The sequence below is a fragment of the Mesorhizobium huakuii genome (genome assembly GCF_014189455.1).
GTDB classification, from domain to species: domain Bacteria; phylum Pseudomonadota; class Alphaproteobacteria; order Rhizobiales; family Rhizobiaceae; genus Mesorhizobium; species Mesorhizobium huakuii_A.
Window position 1 is genome coordinate 6,505,557 of sequence record NZ_CP050296.1, and the last position, 16,139, is coordinate 6,521,695.

Consider the following 16,139-nt stretch of genomic DNA (forward strand, 5'->3'; position numbering starts at 1 on the left):
AAGGCAAGCTCGGATTTGCGACTATCGCTTTCTGGCGACCACTAAGAAATTCTGAGCAAAGCGTGCCGGGATACCAGCTCGCCAGCATATCGTGTCAACAGGCCCGACCAACATTTCGCAAAGCCTTGGCAGCAGCCACCCGGGCCGCGGCAAAAACCCATAGCCGATGACCCGTTCGACGACAAACCCGTTGGAAACGAGCATCTGGCGATATGCGTGGATGCTCAACGTACTGCGCACGACGCGCCCCCGAATTCGGTTGAGAAAGCGGCAGACAAGCCCCATTGGCGAGGTTGCGTTCATGTGGATGTTCGAAACCAGCAACCCACCGTCGTTCAAATGCTCATGAATGGCCGACAGTGCGTCCCGCCTAAGAGTGTCTTCAGCGTTCAAGAAGAATCGAAAAGCTGTAACCACGTCGAATCTTCTGAAAAGGGGGGCAACCGTCAGATCGGCTTTCACCAGTTTGACGTTGCTCGGAACCCGCGCGCAAGCAAGCATGGATTGAGAGACGTCGACGCCAACGACCTCACCGAACAATGGGCCTGCAACAGTTGTGACGCGCCCCGTGCCGCACGCGAAGTCGAGGCAGCTGCGATCCGGCCCGCCAAGAGGCCTGAGAATGCCTTCCACAAGGGGGCGTTCGATACGCAACCACAAGGCAGCATAGTAGCCGGAACAGAAGGTTTTGGTGTAATCGGTGCCGTAGCCTTGGGTCTGATGGCTCGATCGGTAATCGCTATAAGCGCTCCCCTCGAATGACCGCTCGGTCAACACATCACCTCGAGAACCGCCCATCACAACAACCTCCATTCTGGGCTTGCCAATAGATTTCACTCGTCCCGATCGATCTTCATCCGATCACATGACGCAAACCTTACAAAAAATTATAGCAGGGGGCAGAATTCCGATCATGCCGAGAGGGGCGTCAGTTCAGGGTGCCCGCTTCTCCACTTCGCTGATCATGGCCTTTCGCTCGTGCCTGGACGGCGTCACCACCGCGCGTTTCCGGCTGGCCGCTCTGCTACCGCTCCGACGCTTCTCGCGCGGTCGTCGCCGGCCAATCCATCCGCTGAAAGCTCCTCGTCTTACGACTTTGGTCGGGCTGTTGTGCGCAAAGGTCTGAGGCCTGCAACCCGAATGACCGTGCGTGGTTAGGACATCGATCGCCGAGTAAGTGCCCTTCTTCATCGCCGGTCAGATCGATGCCCGCCAACTCACCGGAGGTGGCGGGCATCGGATTGAGGAGCAATGACGAAATGCCTTTGTCCGATGAACTGCGCGACGTTATGGTCGAATTTTCATGCCCGGTCTGTTCGCATCCTATCGTGAAGCCAGGGTCTTGGCTCCGAACGATCGGGGTCTTCAATTGCGAAGGCTGCAAGGATAGGGTGCGTATTGGCTATGAAGAGAAGCTAAAGATCTTCGGGCGCTATCTTCAGAAGCCGACTAGAGGCCCCCAGCGCCGCGCCAAGCTGCGCTATGCCGGAGGATAGGTGACGGGTGCTACCGGCACGTGACCTATCGCTTGGTTAGTGGGTCAGTTGGAAATTTGAAGCTTCACTGCGGCGCGTCCCGAATTTCATGCATGGCGTCGATAAGCAGACCCAATTCGGCGACGTCATCACGCTCCGTTTTTAGGCCGGAGTGGGATTTCTCAGCACTAAGGGGCAATGTCAGTGTCAATCTTCTTCCGATCAGGATCGGCCTTTCAGTCAAGTCCCGCAATGTGCGATAATTCGCTATGGGAATGAAGGTGAAGGAGAAGACCAAGCAGGCGATTTATGCGCCGTTAGAGGGCGGGCTTGGAGCGGAAGCCGTATACTATGCCCGCAGGGTCGGCATCACTAGAGACGAAGCCGCCAAGATCATCAGGGAAACTCACGAACTGTATAATGTCCGCAAGGAAAAGACCAGATAGCTTCGCTCATGGTTCAAGGCAGCGATGGCCAATACCGGCCAGGAAAGTTGGTATGCAGATCCGTGCAGATATCGTTGATGATGTGCTGGAGGGCAAAGGCCAACAGCACGGCTAGTGTGGCCCTAAACGACCGACGCGCCGTGTGCGGGAACAAATTGCTGGATGCCGAGTTGACCCCCCGAAGGGTAACACTCAGGAGAATCAAATGAAAATCATCCTCGCCGCACTGGCGATTTGCATCGCCGTGCCTTCGATTGCCTCGGCCGATGCGATCGTTCTGACCACGAACCAGCATCGTCATCACCGCCACCATCATTGGAACAACGGAGAGGTTATCATCAATCGGGATGGGGGGCGCCTTCATCACCGCCGTCACGGCCAAGAGGCCTTCTACGATCACGGCCGCCGGCATCATCACCGCCCGGATGTCGTCATCGTGACCAGGAAGCACCACCGTCATCATCACGTCGTCATGGATAACGGCGGCTACTGATTGGGCCGACTTGGGCTCGGGGCTCGGCTGCTCGACAAGAGAGAGCCGGGCCTGTTGCCGGTTAAAGCCGGGCGGTTGACTGATGCAGCCCTGTCCGCCATCTCCATCATCCTGTCGCTCTAAAGCCCGCACCCCTCTGGCGGAGAAGAGCGCGGGCCCGATCGGAGTTCCGATCTTCGGCAGGAGATGGAGCGCACCAACCTGCCGCACGCAACAACCTTTAGAGATAGCTAATGTTCCGTCAAGCCGCGGGCGGCAGTACCGGTCCTGTGGTGTACCACTGGATGAACGGGACTTCGTTCCCGGTTACTCCCGAACGGCTTTCAACAGCGCCTCATACGGGGCACGCGTTGCCCGGTAGTCATCGCATGTAGGTGATATGAGCGGCTCACGATGCTCTTGTGCAGCGCTTCGGCTGCCACCAGGAACGTCTCGATGTCAGCCTGCGACATCTGCTTGTAAGGTTTGGTTCTGGCCATTTGGTCGACCTCTTCGTCGATTTCGCCGCGCTTGATCCCAATGGCATTGGCATCGGCAATCAACTGGTGCGTCAACTCATCGATCGAGATGACATCTGCCTTCGTCGTCTCGGGGCCCTCGTTGGCAAGCCATTTGTCGAGGAAGTCTACGCCGCCCGTGCTCATGCCTCACCCTTCTTCAATATCCGGGCTTCCCGCACGATGGAGGAATGATCGTAGCCGAGCATCGCGATCAGGTACCTAACCTGCTCCTCGGTAATGCCGGTCTCGCGTGCCACATTGCGCACAAACTCGGCTCTCGGATCGAATGGTTTCGGTTCCTCCGCCATAGAACCAAATTCGCCACCCGCGCAAAAGTTCAATGTCTGAAACGTACCAATGGATAGCGCCTGCCTAGTATGATTTTTAGAACTTCTTCTTTACGCGTGCTCGATCACCTTTGACCAGAATCGCGTTCTGGACGAATGCTTCGCCTGAAAGTCGCGCCTCGCGCAGGCGCGCTGTCTTGGCGTCTCTTGCCGCTCGCTCCGCCTCGATCGCCAGCTTCGATTCTCGATCTGCCCGCTCGATCCGGTCTTTGTCGATGCGCCGCCTTACCACAGCTACCTCCCATCACATATGCGGCATGAAGGGAAATCAGGGCAAATGGTTCCGAAAAGAAAGCGCATGTTCGCCTCGTCGCCCTGGAACATTTCGACCCACGCTGGGTTAAGAGGGCATCCGATTGGTTTGCAGCAGGCGCACAGTGTGGATTTCGATAACGCCCGATGTTCCAGAGGAGAAACGCCCACGGTGGGGCATTCTTACAATCTTCGCGGCCACCCTTTTTGTGATGGCCGTCGGATGGTCTATTTTTGAGTTGTTCTTCGAGCTGCCAGCGACGCAAGTGGAACGTACGGCAGGGGAAAGCCGCAACTCGGCGTTCAATGGCGTGCCGGACGACCAAAACCCTAAGCCTGGCAAAATACCGTCCGCTCATCGAGATGCTGCCGAGAAGTAGGGCTGCAAGTTCCCTTTTCAGCGCTTCTTCGGCTTCGGAGTGATTTCCTCCACCCGCACCTTGTCGCCGATCTCCTTGGCCAAATCCAACGCCTTCTGCTTGTCCTTGGTGGTAAGCACGGTCCGCCAGTGCGGCTTCTCGAATACGCTGACAACGTAGGTCGTTGCAGGCTTGTCGGTCATCAACGGCCGTCGTGTCCTTCGTTCGTACGCTGCGCCTATATTAGCATGAACGTATGTATTGCCCAGCCGACGTCGCTACCGCTCACAAATAGCCCGCCGGTTAGGCCCGGCGTCCTATTCACATCCCAATCTATAGGTGCCGGGCCGCATTTGCCGATCGGATAGGCCAGGGTCGTAGCGTCCTTCGTTCGCACGTTTCGCTTATATTAGCGGCACCGCATATACTTGCCATGCGGCGCCTAGAGCGGAGGCCCAAATGGGCGGCTTTAAGCCTTGGCATGATGCTATTCACGACCATCAGGTCGAATGTTTCGCTTCGGAGAACGGTTTGCCTGCCGACCTGGTCTGGGAGTTGATCCTAAAACACGGAAACAGCCGCAAGGCCGTGATCAAAGCTGCGCAGGGTTGCCGGGCCGCTCTCGCCACTGAGAATGGAAACCCGCCGGGCGAAGACCCCAACCACCTCAAGCCCGGCGAGCCTACTACCTGATCAGGTACGCGATCAGGGCCGGGATTAGCCGGCACACTATCTGACGCAAGAGCAATGCCAGAACGCCGTCCCAAAATGGGACGATACCGGGGGAAAACGCCCACGCAGGGTTATGTTGCAGACCTGCTAATATTACGGTCGCGCCGGTCGGCTCGCCGCGGATGAGTCGGCCAGGCCCGGCGGCCAGTCAATACAACACCCCAACGACGGCTGCCGGGCCGCATCGAAGGCCCTAGCCATTGTGCCGCCTGTAGGCACTACCCCAGCCGTAGGCGGCCGCACCGGTCCTGTGTTGTTCCTGACAGGCCGGCACTAATTTGACTCGCTAACCAATTGTCGGAAGCGTACAAATCTCCTGTCGCCCGCCTTATCCGGCAAACGGGCGCTTGGAAGCCAACTCAGGTGCTCCCGCCAATACGCGGGAGATCGAAATGGCAGACGACCATTCAGACAAAAGGATGACGTCTTTAGACTGCGACATCATTCGCAGCGCCTTCAGAAAGTCCATTGTGGAAAGGCGCATTTCCGAAGGTGAGCGCCGCCAGTATGCGAGACTTCTCGCGCTCGAACTCACCGAGCTTGATGAAATTGATCCGGACATTATCGACTGGATTGTAGCCCGCTAGATCACTAGGCCGAGCCCCCTCCAAACCACCGGATGAACTCCACTTCCTTTCCGGTGATTTCTCATACGGCCTTCAACAGCGCCTCATGCAGATCCGCGTAGAGCGGTAATGGTCGCAATGGTGCGATATGAGCGGCTTCACAATGCTCTTGTGCTTCCGCTGCCACCAGGAAACGCTCGATCTCAGCCTGCGATAACTGTTTGGAAAGTTTTGATCTGGCCATTTGGCGATCTCCGTTTTTGAGGGTTTCGCCGCAACGTGGGATTATATTCCTCGACTGGATCGAGGCATGCAAGAGGGAGGATGCAGAAAATGACAACCGACGACACGGTAAAGCAAGAGATGCGCCTCGTGGCGATCGAATACATGCTCATGGAAATCTACAATCTTGTATTGGTAAGTTCTGATACGCCGGAGCCTGTCGTCGAAGGTTTCGAACAACGCTTGCTGGAAAATGTGGACAGGATAACCTCTGTCGTCGCGGATGATCCGGCGATGGCCGACCATGCCGCTGCGGAACTCAGAGATGCGCTTGCGGACCTAATGACAGGCGCGAGGCAGATGCGCCTTCAATAGCCCTTTTGGCCAGCCTGTCCAGCCGATCGTCGAGAAACTCAGGGCGCGAGCGCTCATTCCGTTAGACCCGGATCATAATGCACAATCGCGTCGAGGATAGGCTGTTAACCTCTTCATCGATTTCGCCGCGCTTGATACCGAGCGCCCTCCTATCCAGCAATCCAGCGTGCCGAGCGTGTCGATGACGTGCCCAACGTGCAGGCTAGAAATCTCCAGTCCATCCAGGCGGCCCTGATTGCCGGTGGCGTGGAATTTACCCAATGGTGTGACGCTAAGTGAGCAATGAGCAAGGCAGCCGGATATATTTTTCACCCTGAGGAACGTTCGCTGCCGACCCGGTGTTTTCGTGCCGGGGGCAAGAAAGCAAAGCAGCGCCGCGAAGAGCCAATCGACCGCGAACGCGTGGCCGAAGCTGACTTTTATGCCCGCAGGTGCGGTCTTACCCGCGAGGAAGCTCTGAAACTTCTCAAAGAGGCCAGCCCGTCAAGGCCGGTGATCCATCTGGTCGGCAAGGTTAAGGGCCGCTAGGCAGCTATCCTTCACTCATCCTTCCAGATCACGCGCTTTTCCCATCGGATCTCAACCAGGCGCCGGAACCGGATCGTTTCAAGCTCTTGGCCGACCGGATGAAATAACTCAGCGCTCATCGATTCTTTGCGCTTGCATTTTTCGCAGCGGACCTTTGTCCTTAGCTGATCGGCGGTGACGTTGCCGATCACTTCCCGCAATTCCAGCGGCTTATAGAAGCGCTTAATGTTGCAATGGCCGCACCGGATACGCGCCACCTGCCCTGCATTGTGGGCATGCATCAACGTCCAAGGTGCGCCCTTCGGCCACTTTTCTGGTTGCTCTGGCATACCTTGAAATGAGGAACATATTCCTGTCAGGTCAAGGGGTATTGACTCTCGTGTTCTCATTTTGTTCACTGTTGGCAAATTGGAGACACAACAATGAAACCGATCATTGCTACCGAATGCGAACAGCCCGAACTCTATGCCATCGTAAAGCGCGAGCGGCCCGTCATTCATCGAGCCGTCAACAAGATGGCGAAGCAAATGCGCGGCCTCACCGATGTCAGTCAAAAGCAGGCCATTGCCGAACTGACGGCCATATGGACTTTGGCGAACTATCCGGAAGACCTCGATCTCGCTTTGTCGCTTTCGGAGGCCATACGCCACCAGATCGACATCTATATCCGGGAGAGCAAGAACGCTGGCCGCGTGCGCCACTGATGCCGAAACACGACTAGGGGCAACGCTATGTGTGGTCGCTACACCAGATATCTGTCCTGGTCGGAGATCCACCGGCTCTACCGGTTGACGGCGCCGGCCGAAATCGGGCGCAACGACGCCCCTCGCTACAACATCGCTCCTACTGATGAAGTCCCGTTCATAACGGCTGGGGAAGATGGCAACCACAAGCTGCGCACTGGTAGATGGTGGCTGGTACCGTTCTGGGCGAAGGAAATGCCAAAGGGACAGATGTTCAACGCTCGTATCGAAAGCGTCGACACAACGCCGGCATACCGTGACGCCTTCAAATCAAAGCGTTGCCTGATCCCGGCCGACGGCTATTACGAATGGACGATATCGCCCGCCGACGGCAAGAAGGATCCGTGGTTCATCTTCCAACCCGATCACGCGCCATTCTCGTTCGCAGGCCTATGGGCCCACAATTCGAATCTCGAAATCACCAGTTGCACGATAATCACAGAACCGTCGGCGGCGCCGGTCAACCAAGTCCATGATCGCCAGCCCCTCATCCTAGACCCGGCCTACTATGACGCCTGGCTTGACCCCAAGACGCCTGGTAGCGGCCTGAAGGACATCCTCAGCCACGACGTCGACGGGCAGTTGCAGTTCTACCGCGTTGGCCGTGACGTCAACGCCGCCGCCATCAACAAGCAGCCCAACGATCATGCCGGGCTCATTGAGCCGATCAAGCTGCTATGAGCGACGAACCGATCAAGCTTGCCGAAGGCATGACAGCATTTCCACACGAGCGCGCCAGGATCGAAAATCATGTCTGTGAGTTTCTGGATGCGCCAAGCGCGCACCGTTTGGTTTTGCCCGGCCGAGAAAGCCATCGCATTGGTATTGCTTCGAACACCGCGAGCATGGCGATCGGCGCCTTTGAAGGAGGAAGACCATGCCAGATAGACCACCGTACATGCCGACCGGCATTGGGATGGGCATGTTGATTGACGACGAGACCAAGGTGGGAGTTCTGATATTCGAGACGGCAGAAGGTAACTTCGACTTCGCCATCAATTTGCAGGCGGTCGAAGTTCTGACCAAGGCGCTCAACAAGATCGAACTGGAGCTGCGCTCCGGTAAGACGCACTGAATGTCGGATCACGTCCTTCCCGGCCAGAAGAAACCGAAGCTGATCGTCGTCGTGGCGTTCGACCGCGACGAAGATGGCGAGTTGTTCACGGCGTATGGTCCGACTGATCAGCAGAGCGAAGAGCGCGCCATCCGCACCGCTATGGCGCTTGCTGGGCAACATGTCGGCGTCATAGCTTGGTGCCGTGACGCCGATCCGGCGTTGGGTGATTATGGGCCACCGACAGTGCTATTTGCCGGCGGCGAAGTATTCGTGCGGTAGAGGCTGTCGACCTCCTCATCGATCTCGCCCCGCTTAATGCCGAGTGCCTTGGCGTCGGCGATGAGCTTGTGCGTAAGTTCGTCTACCGAGATGGCATCTGCGTTCGTCGTCTCGGGGACGTTGTTGGCGATCCATTGGTCGAGGAAGTTGATTCCGCGCGAGCTCATGTCGCGATAAGCTCGCCCGCAGGTTTAAGTTCCGCCTTACTCAACCTCGATAATCTTTCGGGCTGGCTTCTTCGGGGCTGCTCGACGACGCTTGACGGGAGCCGGCTTATCGACGGGTGGTGCCGCCAGCAGGCGTTGTGCTCGTAGTCGCTCAGTCTTCGCACTTCTGGCTACGCGCTCCGCCTCGATTGCCAGCTTCGCCTCGCGATCTGCACGCTCGATTCGTTCCTTATCGATCCGCCTTTGGGTCATGGAAAGCCTCCGTTGGCTGACCGACCTTGAATGCTGCCCCGATAGAAATGTTCCGTCGCAGGGCGAAGGTTTAGGTTCGTGCGGTGGGATGTGGCGGGACCTGATCGAGGAGTGTGATCTCATCGCTCGCCGCAGGCAGTTCGCCGCGTGGCGTCAGCTTATCGACCGCCTCGGGCAAGTCTTTCGTAATCCTGGCAATCAGTTCATCGCGAGACAGGCCAGTTTGCATCGAAAGCGAGGTGAGTGTGTCCTCGTCTATGGCCGTTTCGACATCCTTCGGTTCGATCGGCTGGTTCGGGCCGCTGCTGACCCACGAATCCACCTTCGACCCTGCTCCCGCATTTCTGAAGCGGTCGAGGATGTCCCCAAACCCCGTCCCGGAGACATTCTTGGATACCTGATCCAAGAGCCCGCCTTGAGGGTTGTTCGGATCGGTATTTCCCGCACCGCGGATCAAATCTCCGATCTTCTCACGATTTTGGTAAGCCAGAATGCCGAGCATAGCGACAGCCATTCTTCCAAGATTTGCCATTGGTCTTCCTCCCTGATGTCATAGGGAGAAGGTTTCGTGCCCGCAAAGGTTCCACCTGCAGGGGCGACCTGATAATGCGCCAGGTGTTTTGGCACGAAGAGCCAGGACACGGGCTGCCCGGGGCGACGATCATCAAGTTCCCTGTTAGGAAATAAGTGGCCCGCCGCTCCATTCACGGCAGCGGCGGGCCGACCGATGCTTAGGTCTCGGTCAACAGCGCTACCCAGGGAAGGGACGCTGCATGCCTGTGAACTTGCGAATGATTTTGCGGTTCCATGAGACGCGAAAAGCCCGCCGGCCGAAGCCAACGGGCAATTGGTCTGGAGTAGCTGGGAACGAGCCAGCGCATGTCGAACGTTCAAGATGTCGGTTGCTAGAGCACAGAGTGCGCTTTCCGTTGATGCCAAGGGTGGACGCCAAAAAATTTCGAGTTGCTCTTGAACTCATTTGGGACGATTCCTAATTCGATTTTCGCCGAGGCCATAGGGGCTCGGCAAAAGTGGCGGCGCCGCATGGACGGCGCCCTTGTACCCATGTTGCTTCAAGGAGAATGTGGCTATAAGAACCTTTGACACCCTCTATCGCACCACGGTCGGTTTCGACCGCCTTTTCGACATGCTCGACAGCGGCACGCGCCCAGACTGGCCTCCCTACAACATCGAGAAGGTCGGCGAGAATGACTACCGCATCGCCATGGCCATCGCCGGCTTCAGCCAGGACGAGGTCGAGTTGACCCAGCACGGTCCCGAACTAGTCGTGGTTGGCCAGAAGGCTGATGACCAGAGTGGGCGCCAGCTTCTCCATCAGGGCCTTGCCTATCGCAGCTTCAGGCAATCGTTCAGGTTAGCCGACCATATGAAGATCAAGGCAGCCAACTTGGAGAATGGCCTCCTCACGATCGACATTGTCCGTGAGATTCCCGAAGAGCTGAAGCCGCGCCGCATCAGCATTGGCGTGGGTGACACGCCGACGGCCGCCACTCAGATCCAGCAAAACACGGACCGCGCGCGTAAAGCCGCGTAGCCCTCTGTCACTTTGAACTGCGGTCCGCCTCCCGGCCTCGGCTGGGAGGCTCCGATTGCGGAGAAAAGGAAATGATCACTTTACGGCAAAAAGTAACTGGCGCGCCTCTATCGCCTGCGCGCAGTCGGCCTGGACCCGCAAAACCTTAAAACTTCATGGTTCGTTCGATTTGGAGGATCATATGAACGATCGGATGTTCGACGGCGCCGTCTTCGTCAAAAGCGGCAACAATCTTGTCCAGGAAATCGCCTGTCTCGAGGACGCGCTGGAATTCCTCTATGAATGGCCGAAGGACAGGCGTGGCCCTATCCACCAGACCGCGTTGCGCGCCTGTCAGCGGGCTTTCGATAGCGACTATCCGCTGTCTGCAGCCAGAGACGCGTTCAGCGGTTTTGCGAAAGCAGCCAGAATCCTTGAGGAAGTTTCGATGACGATGCCGTGGATGACGGGCAAAGGTGATCAAGGCGGAAGAGTGACTGCCTAGAAAGGAGGTCAATGATGCTATCGAAACCTTTTGAAAAACCCGTTCGCGTGTGGGTGGGATTAGGCTTTCCCCGCCAACTCAACACGGTCGCAGACGCCTATCAATTCGCAGCGGAATGGTGTGGCAACAGCCCCGAGCAGAAAGCGGCCATTCGCGCGCGCAAAGCCGCGTTGATTGGCGATGTAGAACCCGAGACTGCACGAGGCATCTTCATAGCGTTCGCTCGCAAGAAGGACATTCTCATGGAGGACGGCATTGAGCCTGCACCTTCCAGGAACCTGAGCCCGCGCCACGTCTAAAATGCAGAAAACGAGGCGGTCCCCATGACTGGTGGCCGCCTCCCTAGCTAAGTGGACGAACAGCGGCGCCAAGCGTCGCCCGAGAGAGCATGGTCGATGACGAAGGGAACTGAAATTAGACAGCCTGTCCATCAGGTAACCGCAACTTCATATGACGCCGACTGCCAGGATGCTTTGACGGCCGATCTTGATGATCTGATAGACAGAGCCGAAGCCGCCGGTTGGAACCGGACGCGCATAGCTTCAGCCATCATGTACTTGGCGGCAAAGAGACTGACTGCGACGTCATAAGACGCGGAAGCTCGCCGCGAGGGCTGAGGCTTCGGCGGGACCAGGAGGCCACCCGCCTGTGTCAGTCGTCACCGCCGCCACCGCTGCCGCCACCCTCGCCCCCGCTACCACCGCTGCCGCCACCCTCGCCGCCAGCATGCTCGCCGCTCTGGTGCTCACCGCTGTCATCACCGGATTTCTCACCGTGGTCGTCACCACCCTTTTGCTGGCCGGCAGCCGCGCTTTCGTCACCATGGTGGCCATCGCTGGCTTCGGTTTCGACCGCATCATCATCGTTCCGATCGCCGGTGATGACACCCTGCCCATCATCGCTTGGCGCATTGACGGTCGCTGGACCGCCGTGATCGGAGACCTGACTTGCGAAGGCATTAGCTGCCGTGAAAATCCCCAGCGCACCGACAGAAGCCGCTAACAGCAAGGGGAGCCTTTTCATCGTTTCCTCCAATGTCGGCTTGCCAGCCTCCGTGACTGGTTCCGGCTTTTATCGTTCTCGGCAGATTACGGCGCGCTTAAACGCCAAGGAGTAATTTTAGCGATCGCTAATTTTTTGAGCGATCCTATTAGCGATTACGCGCCCTCGACTTTGCCGCCTAGCTCCTCCTATGCCTCGCTGTCGGACTGGGCGCCGGCATCCTCCCCGCTAGCGCCCCAAGGGCTGTTTTGAAAGCGAGACAAGTTCAGCCTCGTCTTGGATGCCGGCCATGTAGTTGGCAATGATCCGGGAGGCGATGGCGTCCCGCGCTTCCGGCGACTGATTGTCGAGCCTCAAGTGCTCAAAAACCCTGCCGAGCAAAGCCACCTCGGATGGATCGAAAATACCTGCCTCAGTCGCCTTTTTTCGTATTGGCATGTTTGTCCTCACGCAAATCCCGCAGCGATGTTCAATTGCGAGTGGGTAGCCGTCGACCTTCGCTTCGCGAATCCAGCCGTCGCTTTCCGAAGGATGCTTGACAAAGGTCGGCATCAAGGGCGCGACGCACTTCCAACGCATGCACGGAACTCTCACGAAAGGTTCAATAAGCTTGGGCTAAAATAGTTCCGGAACTCTAACGCGGGCGCCATCTGCCCATCAGCGCCAGACGACGGGGCTCCGGTCGCCTGGAACTTCTGTGGCGAAACGACGTTCCGCTTTTTTTCAAACGAAGGAGGTCGTCATGGACTGGAACCGCGTGGAGGGGAACTGGAAGCAGGTGAAGGGTAAGGTCAAAGAACAATGGGGAAAACTCACCGACGATGACCTTGATCGGATCGCTGGCAAACGCGATCAACTTGAAGGTAAAATCCAGGAGCGCTACGGCATCGAACGGGATCGCGCCCGTCGCGATATCGACGACTGGTACAGCAGGCAAGGTTGGTAAGAGAGAGCCCGCCGCCGCATGCGCGGCGGCGCTTCATTGCCTGTCTGGTTGGCGGCGCCGTCGTACCATCATCGGTATGTTCAGCGGTTGGAGAACACTGGATTGAGACGCGCTGAGAGAACGACTAGCCGGCGGGGGGTGGCTGTCCCGTTCTGGATGTCCGCGGTTGCGGCATCGCCTGCTGGCTACTTCCCCCGTTACGGCTCTCGCCTGCAGTTATTAGAAGGCGGGCTCGGCGCGCCCGCCTTCGACGTTCAACCTACATTCAGCCGCCCATCATCTTTGCCATGGCGCAGAAATCCGCGTGCGACTTGTTGATTGTGGTGTCGCCGCAGTCTTTCAACACCGCCTTCTGTTCGTCGGGTTTCATGGCCATCCACGCGGTCTTGAAATCCTTTTCCGTCTTCAAGGTTTTCATGCCGGCATCAGTGAAGAACGGCGACATCTTTGCCGGGTCGTCGAGCGCGGATGTACTGCCAGCCAGAGCCGAACCAGCCATGATTGCGAGCATCGCGCCCGCTGAGAGCGTCTTGATCATTGTTTCCTCCATGGTTAGGTCATCCAGTGTGACCTTCCGGAAAAACGTCATCCTCTGAACTCGGTTCCACCGCTTTTCCGGCTTCAGATTGAAAAACGTCTCGTCTATTTTCGGGTTCGAGACAGGCAATACGATGTCGAAGATCGGAAATGGCAGCGTTTGGCGCTGATGCACTCGTCTGTCCTTGAACGCCATGCGGCCTGCTGTCAGGACGATGGGGGCGAAGGCCATCTTATCCCGACGCCGCGCCGGCGACTGTTGGCGCTGTAAGGAAAACGGCGCATAACCGCAGTTCTGCGCGCATGCGCAACCGCGGACGAGTGTCGCGCGTAGAACGTAGGAAATTCGCCCCCGCTGGGCGGTGAACCGGACAGCCGTAGGAGCGTAAGCATAGGGCCGGCCGCAGGACGGGACGCGGGACCGACTGTCCCCGTCCGCAGCGGTCCATGTGTTTGAGAGATCGTGCCCAGTGCGGCTGGCCAAGGGTCCGCGATCGCACCATTTCGGATATTTTAGTCTATTCTAACTTGTTGTTTGGCGGCGTGACCAATGGCGTCACCCAGTGCGGACTTTCAGGCAGTTGTCTTCACCGGCAAACCGCGCTGGCCACAGATCATCCCCGACCGCTTCCAGCCTCCAAAAGTCGGCGGTACTGCCCTGCGTGCCGACGCCTAATGCTGGCTCCCGCGTGGCAAAGCGCGACGCCGACGAGCTTGCTATCGCGAACTTGAATTTCAGCAGCAAAAAAATCAGCGCCGTTTGCTGCTAACCAATCCCCCCATCCCGCTAGCCTGTCTTGATCTTTGGCGGCTCCGCGTTGGCAATAGCGAGGAAAATGCTTTCGAGCAGATCCTTGTCGCGGAAGGGCTTGCCGAGCAGCGGCACGTCCGTCGGCCGATCGGCGATTTCCTCCGCGTCGGCGTAGCCCGTGATGATAACCGCCGGCCAATCAGAGCGCAGATTGCGTGCGGATCGGATGACGTCCACTCCTGATACGAGTGGCATGGCGAAGTCGGTAACGATGACATCGAAATCGTGGGGGGCACGTTCGATCATCGCCAGCGCCTCCGCCCCTCCCCCGCGCAGGTAACCTCAAAACCGCGCTGGCGTAGCGACTCGGCTGTCAGGTGGCGCAACGCGTTACTGTCATCGATCAAAAGGATGGACGGGCGCTCGCTGCGGGCTCCTGGAAGCATTTGCTCGATATCGGCTTCCACTGACGGAGTGGCGGGTTCTTCGACCGAGCGTGGTAGCCACAGTTGCATGGATGTTCCACGATCGACGACGCTGTCGATACGCAACGTGCCGCCGGACTGCTTCATAAAGCCGTAGACCGTGCTGAGACCTAGACCCGTTCCCTTCCCAACGGGTTTTGTGGTGAAGAAAGGCTCGATGACCTTTGTGAGAATATCAGGTGCGATGCCGGATCCCGTGTCTCTGACCGTCACAACGACATAGTCGCCCGCCGGAACGTCCTCCGATCGGTTTGCAACCGAGCGGTTTTGCGCGTGAACCGATATCGTTCCTCCAGAAGGCATGGCGTCGCGCGCATTGAAAACAAGATTCATCAAGGCAAGCTCAAGCTGTCCGGCGTCGACGCGGACCGGCCATACCGTATCGTCGATTTGCCAATCGAAGCGGATAAGACCTCCTAAAACGGGAGCCACCAAGCCGTTCATGGTATCGCCAAAGGCAGCAAGCCGCACCGCTTCGGGTTTCAGAGTTTGACGGCGCGAGAAGGCAAGCATCCGAGCGACGAGATCGGTGCCTTGGTTGGCAGAGCGCCGCAGCAGTTCGACAACCTGTCTTGCCTGATCATCGAGTATGCCACGGCGTTCGAGCAATCCTAATCCGCTCAGAATAGCAGCAAGCAGATTGTTGAAATCATGAGCCAGGCCACCCGTGAGCTTGCCGATTGCGTCAAGACGCTGCGATTGCAGCAGCTGATCCTCAAGGCCGCGCCGCTCGGTGACGTCAAGGAACGTACCGAGTATCTCTGGCTCGCGGCCGTCCGAGCCGTTCGACATCACACCCTGGTCAAGAAAGATGCGGTATTCGCCGTTGGCGCACTGCCAGCGGAATTCGCACGTGTAGGAGCCGGTGGTTTTTGCCGCCAACAGCGCTTGTTCCAGCCTGGGTAGATCCTCGGGGTGGACCCGGCTGAGTCCGAAGGCAGGATCCGAAGTCAGATCTTCAGGCGAAAACCCGGTTAGGCGCTCGACACCCTTGGTGACAAAGCGCGCCGCGAAGGGCGGCGCGGCTGCCCGCGCATGGAAGCAGACCGGCAGCGAACTCAAAATGGCATCCTGCCGTTCCTCCGCGTTGCGCAGGGCCCGCTCGGCCTGAAGTTTGTCCTTCTGCGCCTGGAGCGCCTGTGCCAGCAGTGCCTGCTCGGTCGCAGCCTTCCGCTGGATCTCCAGCGTCTTCTCGTGGAGTTCTACGAAAACCGCGACTTTCGAACGCAGCATGATCGGATCGAATGGCTTGAACACATAGTCGACCGCGCCGGCATCATAGCCGCGCAGCATGTGAGCCTCCTCCTTGTTGATGGCGGTGAGGAAGATGATCGGCGTGCGCTTGGATTGCTCGCGCTGGCGGATGAGCGCTGCCGTCTCATAGCCGTCTATCCCCGGCATGAGGACATCCAGGAGGATGACGGCGAAGTCCTCCTTCAGCAGATAGCGCAACGCCTCTTCGCCCGATTGGGCGCAGATAACGTCGCCGGTCGAGGCGAGCACTTCGCTGATCGCCAGAAGATTGCGTTCATCGTCGTCGACGGCAAGGATCCGTGCCCTTGTCGGTCCCTCGGCCAATTGCCCCG

General features: G+C 58.0%; 26 protein-coding genes and 1 pseudogene. 13 read left to right on the forward strand and 14 right to left on the reverse strand.

The genetic code is table 11. From position 1 onward, the window contains the following. Nucleotides 1–21 precede the first annotated feature (21 nt). Nucleotides 22–813, reverse strand: a complete 792-nt coding sequence (locus HB778_RS31830; protein WP_244661710.1) for a class I SAM-dependent DNA methyltransferase — start codon at nucleotides 811–813, stop codon at nucleotides 22–24. 943 nt (nucleotides 814–1,756) lie between these two features. Here HB778_RS31830 and HB778_RS31835 point away from each other — a divergent pair. After that, nucleotides 1,757–1,921, forward strand: a complete 165-nt coding sequence (locus HB778_RS31835; RefSeq protein WP_179297812.1) for a hypothetical protein — start codon at nucleotides 1,757–1,759, stop codon at nucleotides 1,919–1,921. A gap of 13 nt (nucleotides 1,922–1,934) precedes the next feature. Here the strand turns inward: HB778_RS31835 and HB778_RS43150 are convergent, their stop codons facing one another. The 4 genes from HB778_RS43150 to HB778_RS31855 form a co-directional block, all read right to left on the reverse strand. Further along, complete coding sequence (locus HB778_RS43150; RefSeq protein ID WP_183459667.1) at nucleotides 1,935–2,624, reverse strand: hypothetical protein; 690 nt, start codon at nucleotides 2,622–2,624, stop codon at nucleotides 1,935–1,937. A gap of 113 nt (nucleotides 2,625–2,737) precedes the next feature. Then, the gene (locus HB778_RS43155) at nucleotides 2,738–3,058 is read right to left on the reverse strand and encodes a DUF768 domain-containing protein (RefSeq protein WP_183459669.1); all 321 of its coding nucleotides are present in this window, start codon (nucleotides 3,056–3,058) and stop codon (nucleotides 2,738–2,740) included. After that, entirely contained in the window at nucleotides 3,055–3,222 is a 168-nt protein-coding gene (locus HB778_RS31850) for a hypothetical protein (RefSeq protein WP_183459671.1), read from the reverse strand. The genes HB778_RS43155 and HB778_RS31850 overlap by 4 nt, the downstream gene beginning before the upstream one ends. A 688-nt stretch (nucleotides 3,223–3,910) precedes the next feature. Continuing rightward, a complete protein-coding gene (locus HB778_RS31855) occupies nucleotides 3,911–4,075 on the reverse strand; it encodes a hypothetical protein (RefSeq protein WP_183459673.1) in 165 nt (54 codons plus the stop codon). Nucleotides 4,076–4,331: 256 nt separating this feature from the next. On the opposite strand from HB778_RS31855, the gene HB778_RS31860 reads away from it, so the two are divergent. Further along, complete coding sequence (locus HB778_RS31860) at nucleotides 4,332–4,565, forward strand: hypothetical protein (protein WP_095198534.1); 234 nt, start codon at nucleotides 4,332–4,334, stop codon at nucleotides 4,563–4,565. A gap of 431 nt (nucleotides 4,566–4,996) precedes the next feature. Continuing rightward, nucleotides 4,997–5,191 (forward strand): hypothetical protein, encoded by a 195-nt coding sequence (locus tag HB778_RS31865; protein ID WP_183459675.1) that lies wholly within the window; start codon nucleotides 4,997–4,999, stop codon nucleotides 5,189–5,191. A 61-nt stretch (nucleotides 5,192–5,252) separates the two neighbouring features. On the opposite strand, the pseudogene HB778_RS31870 reads toward HB778_RS31865, so the two are convergent. Next, nucleotides 5,253–5,414 (reverse strand): annotated as a pseudogene (locus HB778_RS31870) (hypothetical protein). A gap of 89 nt (nucleotides 5,415–5,503) precedes the next feature. On the opposite strand from HB778_RS31870, the gene HB778_RS31875 reads away from it, so the two are divergent. Both HB778_RS31875 and HB778_RS31880 read left to right on the forward strand, forming a co-directional pair. Beyond that, nucleotides 5,504–5,767 (forward strand): hypothetical protein, encoded by a 264-nt coding sequence (locus tag HB778_RS31875; protein WP_183459677.1) that lies wholly within the window; start codon nucleotides 5,504–5,506, stop codon nucleotides 5,765–5,767. A gap of 282 nt (nucleotides 5,768–6,049) precedes the next feature. Then, the gene (locus tag HB778_RS31880; RefSeq protein WP_244661712.1) at nucleotides 6,050–6,295 is read left to right on the forward strand and encodes a hypothetical protein; all 246 of its coding nucleotides are present in this window, start codon (nucleotides 6,050–6,052) and stop codon (nucleotides 6,293–6,295) included. 11 nt (nucleotides 6,296–6,306) lie between these two features. Here HB778_RS31880 and HB778_RS31885 read toward each other — a convergent pair whose 3' ends face one another. After that, entirely contained in the window at nucleotides 6,307–6,576 is a 270-nt protein-coding gene (locus HB778_RS31885) for a hypothetical protein (protein WP_095198539.1), read from the reverse strand. A gap of 141 nt (nucleotides 6,577–6,717) precedes the next feature. Between HB778_RS31885 and HB778_RS31890 the strand changes: the two genes are divergently transcribed. Beyond that, entirely contained in the window at nucleotides 6,718–6,999 is a 282-nt protein-coding gene (locus HB778_RS31890; protein ID WP_183459679.1) for a hypothetical protein, read from the forward strand. Between the two features lie 27 nt (nucleotides 7,000–7,026). After that, nucleotides 7,027–7,719 carry an SOS response-associated peptidase gene (locus HB778_RS31895; protein ID WP_183459681.1) on the forward strand — a complete coding sequence of 231 codons (693 nt, stop codon included), beginning with the start codon at nucleotides 7,027–7,029 and terminating at the stop codon, nucleotides 7,717–7,719. Between the two features lie 67 nt (nucleotides 7,720–7,786). Here the strand turns inward: HB778_RS31895 and HB778_RS31900 are convergent, their stop codons facing one another. Beyond that, a complete protein-coding gene (locus tag HB778_RS31900; protein WP_183459683.1) occupies nucleotides 7,787–8,275 on the reverse strand; it encodes a hypothetical protein in 489 nt (162 codons plus the stop codon). Between HB778_RS31900 and HB778_RS41915 the strand changes: the two genes are divergently transcribed. Beyond that, complete coding sequence (locus HB778_RS41915; protein WP_244662021.1) at nucleotides 8,195–8,374, forward strand: hypothetical protein; 180 nt, start codon at nucleotides 8,195–8,197, stop codon at nucleotides 8,372–8,374. The two genes, HB778_RS31900 and HB778_RS41915, sit on opposite strands and share 81 nt — an antisense overlap. Here the strand turns inward: HB778_RS41915 and HB778_RS31905 are convergent. Then, nucleotides 8,323–8,541: a DUF768 domain-containing protein gene (locus HB778_RS31905; protein ID WP_183459685.1), complete on the reverse strand. Its 219-nt coding sequence runs from the start codon at nucleotides 8,539–8,541 to the stop codon at nucleotides 8,323–8,325. The genes HB778_RS41915 and HB778_RS31905 overlap by 52 nt on opposite strands. 322 nt (nucleotides 8,542–8,863) lie before the next feature. Continuing rightward, nucleotides 8,864–9,325: a YidB family protein gene (locus HB778_RS31910; protein WP_183459687.1), complete on the reverse strand. Its 462-nt coding sequence runs from the start codon at nucleotides 9,323–9,325 to the stop codon at nucleotides 8,864–8,866. A gap of 558 nt (nucleotides 9,326–9,883) precedes the next feature. On the opposite strand from HB778_RS31910, the gene HB778_RS31915 reads away from it, so the two are divergent. The 4 genes from HB778_RS31915 to HB778_RS31930 all read left to right on the forward strand — a co-directional run bounded on the left by HB778_RS31915 (nucleotide 9,884) and on the right by HB778_RS31930 (nucleotide 11,834). Further along, nucleotides 9,884–10,348 (forward strand): Hsp20 family protein, encoded by a 465-nt coding sequence (locus HB778_RS31915; RefSeq protein ID WP_183465294.1) that lies wholly within the window; start codon nucleotides 9,884–9,886, stop codon nucleotides 10,346–10,348. 55 nt (nucleotides 10,349–10,403) lie between these two features. Further along, nucleotides 10,404–10,832 (forward strand): DUF982 domain-containing protein, encoded by a 429-nt coding sequence (locus HB778_RS31920; RefSeq protein WP_348524646.1) that lies wholly within the window; start codon nucleotides 10,404–10,406, stop codon nucleotides 10,830–10,832. 11 nt (nucleotides 10,833–10,843) lie between these two features. Further along, nucleotides 10,844–11,131, forward strand: coding sequence for a DUF982 domain-containing protein (locus tag HB778_RS31925; protein ID WP_244661713.1), 288 nt, complete (start codon nucleotides 10,844–10,846; stop codon nucleotides 11,129–11,131). Between the two features lie 349 nt (nucleotides 11,132–11,480). Further along, entirely contained in the window at nucleotides 11,481–11,834 is a 354-nt protein-coding gene (locus tag HB778_RS31930; RefSeq protein WP_183459689.1) for a hypothetical protein, read from the forward strand. Nucleotides 11,835–12,062: 228 nt separating this feature from the next. Here HB778_RS31930 and HB778_RS31935 read toward each other — a convergent pair whose 3' ends face one another. After that, complete coding sequence (locus HB778_RS31935) at nucleotides 12,063–12,272, reverse strand: hypothetical protein (RefSeq protein WP_183465297.1); 210 nt, start codon at nucleotides 12,270–12,272, stop codon at nucleotides 12,063–12,065. A gap of 304 nt (nucleotides 12,273–12,576) precedes the next feature. Between HB778_RS31935 and HB778_RS31940 the strand changes: the two genes are divergently transcribed. Then, nucleotides 12,577–12,780: a CsbD family protein gene (locus HB778_RS31940; protein ID WP_183459691.1), complete on the forward strand. Its 204-nt coding sequence runs from the start codon at nucleotides 12,577–12,579 to the stop codon at nucleotides 12,778–12,780. 265 nt (nucleotides 12,781–13,045) lie between these two features. On the opposite strand, the gene HB778_RS31945 is transcribed toward HB778_RS31940, so the two are convergent. The 3 genes from HB778_RS31945 to HB778_RS31950 all read right to left on the reverse strand — a co-directional run bounded on the left by HB778_RS31945 (nucleotide 13,046) and on the right by HB778_RS31950 (nucleotide 16,131). After that, nucleotides 13,046–13,330: a hypothetical protein gene (locus HB778_RS31945; RefSeq protein ID WP_432421279.1), complete on the reverse strand. Its 285-nt coding sequence runs from the start codon at nucleotides 13,328–13,330 to the stop codon at nucleotides 13,046–13,048. Between the two features lie 774 nt (nucleotides 13,331–14,104). Further along, nucleotides 14,105–14,374, reverse strand: a complete 270-nt coding sequence (locus tag HB778_RS41920; protein WP_244661714.1) for a response regulator — start codon at nucleotides 14,372–14,374, stop codon at nucleotides 14,105–14,107. Beyond that, nucleotides 14,371–16,131, reverse strand: a complete 1,761-nt coding sequence (locus tag HB778_RS31950) for a response regulator (RefSeq protein WP_244661715.1) — start codon at nucleotides 16,129–16,131, stop codon at nucleotides 14,371–14,373. The genes HB778_RS41920 and HB778_RS31950 overlap by 4 nt, the downstream gene beginning before the upstream one ends. Between the last annotated feature and the right edge of the window lie 8 nt (nucleotides 16,132–16,139).

Coding starts and splice junctions, on each gene's coding strand:
- HB778_RS31830 (WP_244661710.1), bottom strand. CDS start 813: ATGGAGGTTGTTGTGATGGGCGGTTCTCGAGGTGATGTGTTGACCGAG.
- HB778_RS43155 (WP_183459669.1), bottom strand. CDS start 3,058: ATGAGCACGGGCGGCGTAGACTTCCTCGACAAATGGCTTGCCAACGAG.
- HB778_RS31850 (WP_183459671.1), bottom strand. CDS start 3,222: ATGGCGGAGGAACCGAAACCATTCGATCCGAGAGCCGAGTTTGTGCGC.
- HB778_RS31855 (WP_183459673.1), bottom strand. CDS start 4,075: ATGACCGACAAGCCTGCAACGACCTACGTTGTCAGCGTATTCGAGAAG.
- HB778_RS31860 (WP_095198534.1), top strand. CDS start 4,332: ATGGGCGGCTTTAAGCCTTGGCATGATGCTATTCACGACCATCAGGTC.
- HB778_RS31865 (WP_183459675.1), top strand. CDS start 4,997: ATGGCAGACGACCATTCAGACAAAAGGATGACGTCTTTAGACTGCGAC.
- HB778_RS31875 (WP_183459677.1), top strand. CDS start 5,504: ATGACAACCGACGACACGGTAAAGCAAGAGATGCGCCTCGTGGCGATC.
- HB778_RS31880 (WP_244661712.1), top strand. CDS start 6,050: ATGAGCAAGGCAGCCGGATATATTTTTCACCCTGAGGAACGTTCGCTG.
- HB778_RS31885 (WP_095198539.1), bottom strand. CDS start 6,576: ATGCATGCCCACAATGCAGGGCAGGTGGCGCGTATCCGGTGCGGCCAT.
- HB778_RS31890 (WP_183459679.1), top strand. CDS start 6,718: ATGAAACCGATCATTGCTACCGAATGCGAACAGCCCGAACTCTATGCC.
- HB778_RS31895 (WP_183459681.1), top strand. CDS start 7,027: ATGTGTGGTCGCTACACCAGATATCTGTCCTGGTCGGAGATCCACCGG.
- HB778_RS31900 (WP_183459683.1), bottom strand. CDS start 8,275: ATGTTGCCCAGCAAGCGCCATAGCGGTGCGGATGGCGCGCTCTTCGCT.
- HB778_RS31905 (WP_183459685.1), bottom strand. CDS start 8,541: ATGAGCTCGCGCGGAATCAACTTCCTCGACCAATGGATCGCCAACAAC.
- HB778_RS31910 (WP_183459687.1), bottom strand. CDS start 9,325: ATGGCAAATCTTGGAAGAATGGCTGTCGCTATGCTCGGCATTCTGGCT.
- HB778_RS31925 (WP_244661713.1), top strand. CDS start 10,844: ATGATGCTATCGAAACCTTTTGAAAAACCCGTTCGCGTGTGGGTGGGA.
- HB778_RS31935 (WP_183465297.1), bottom strand. CDS start 12,272: ATGCCAATACGAAAAAAGGCGACTGAGGCAGGTATTTTCGATCCATCC.
- HB778_RS31940 (WP_183459691.1), top strand. CDS start 12,577: ATGGACTGGAACCGCGTGGAGGGGAACTGGAAGCAGGTGAAGGGTAAG.
- HB778_RS31945 (WP_432421279.1), bottom strand. CDS start 13,330: ATGGAGGAAACAATGATCAAGACGCTCTCAGCGGGCGCGATGCTCGCA.
- HB778_RS41920 (WP_244661714.1), bottom strand. CDS start 14,374: ATGATCGAACGTGCCCCCCACGATTTCGATGTCATCGTTACCGACTTC.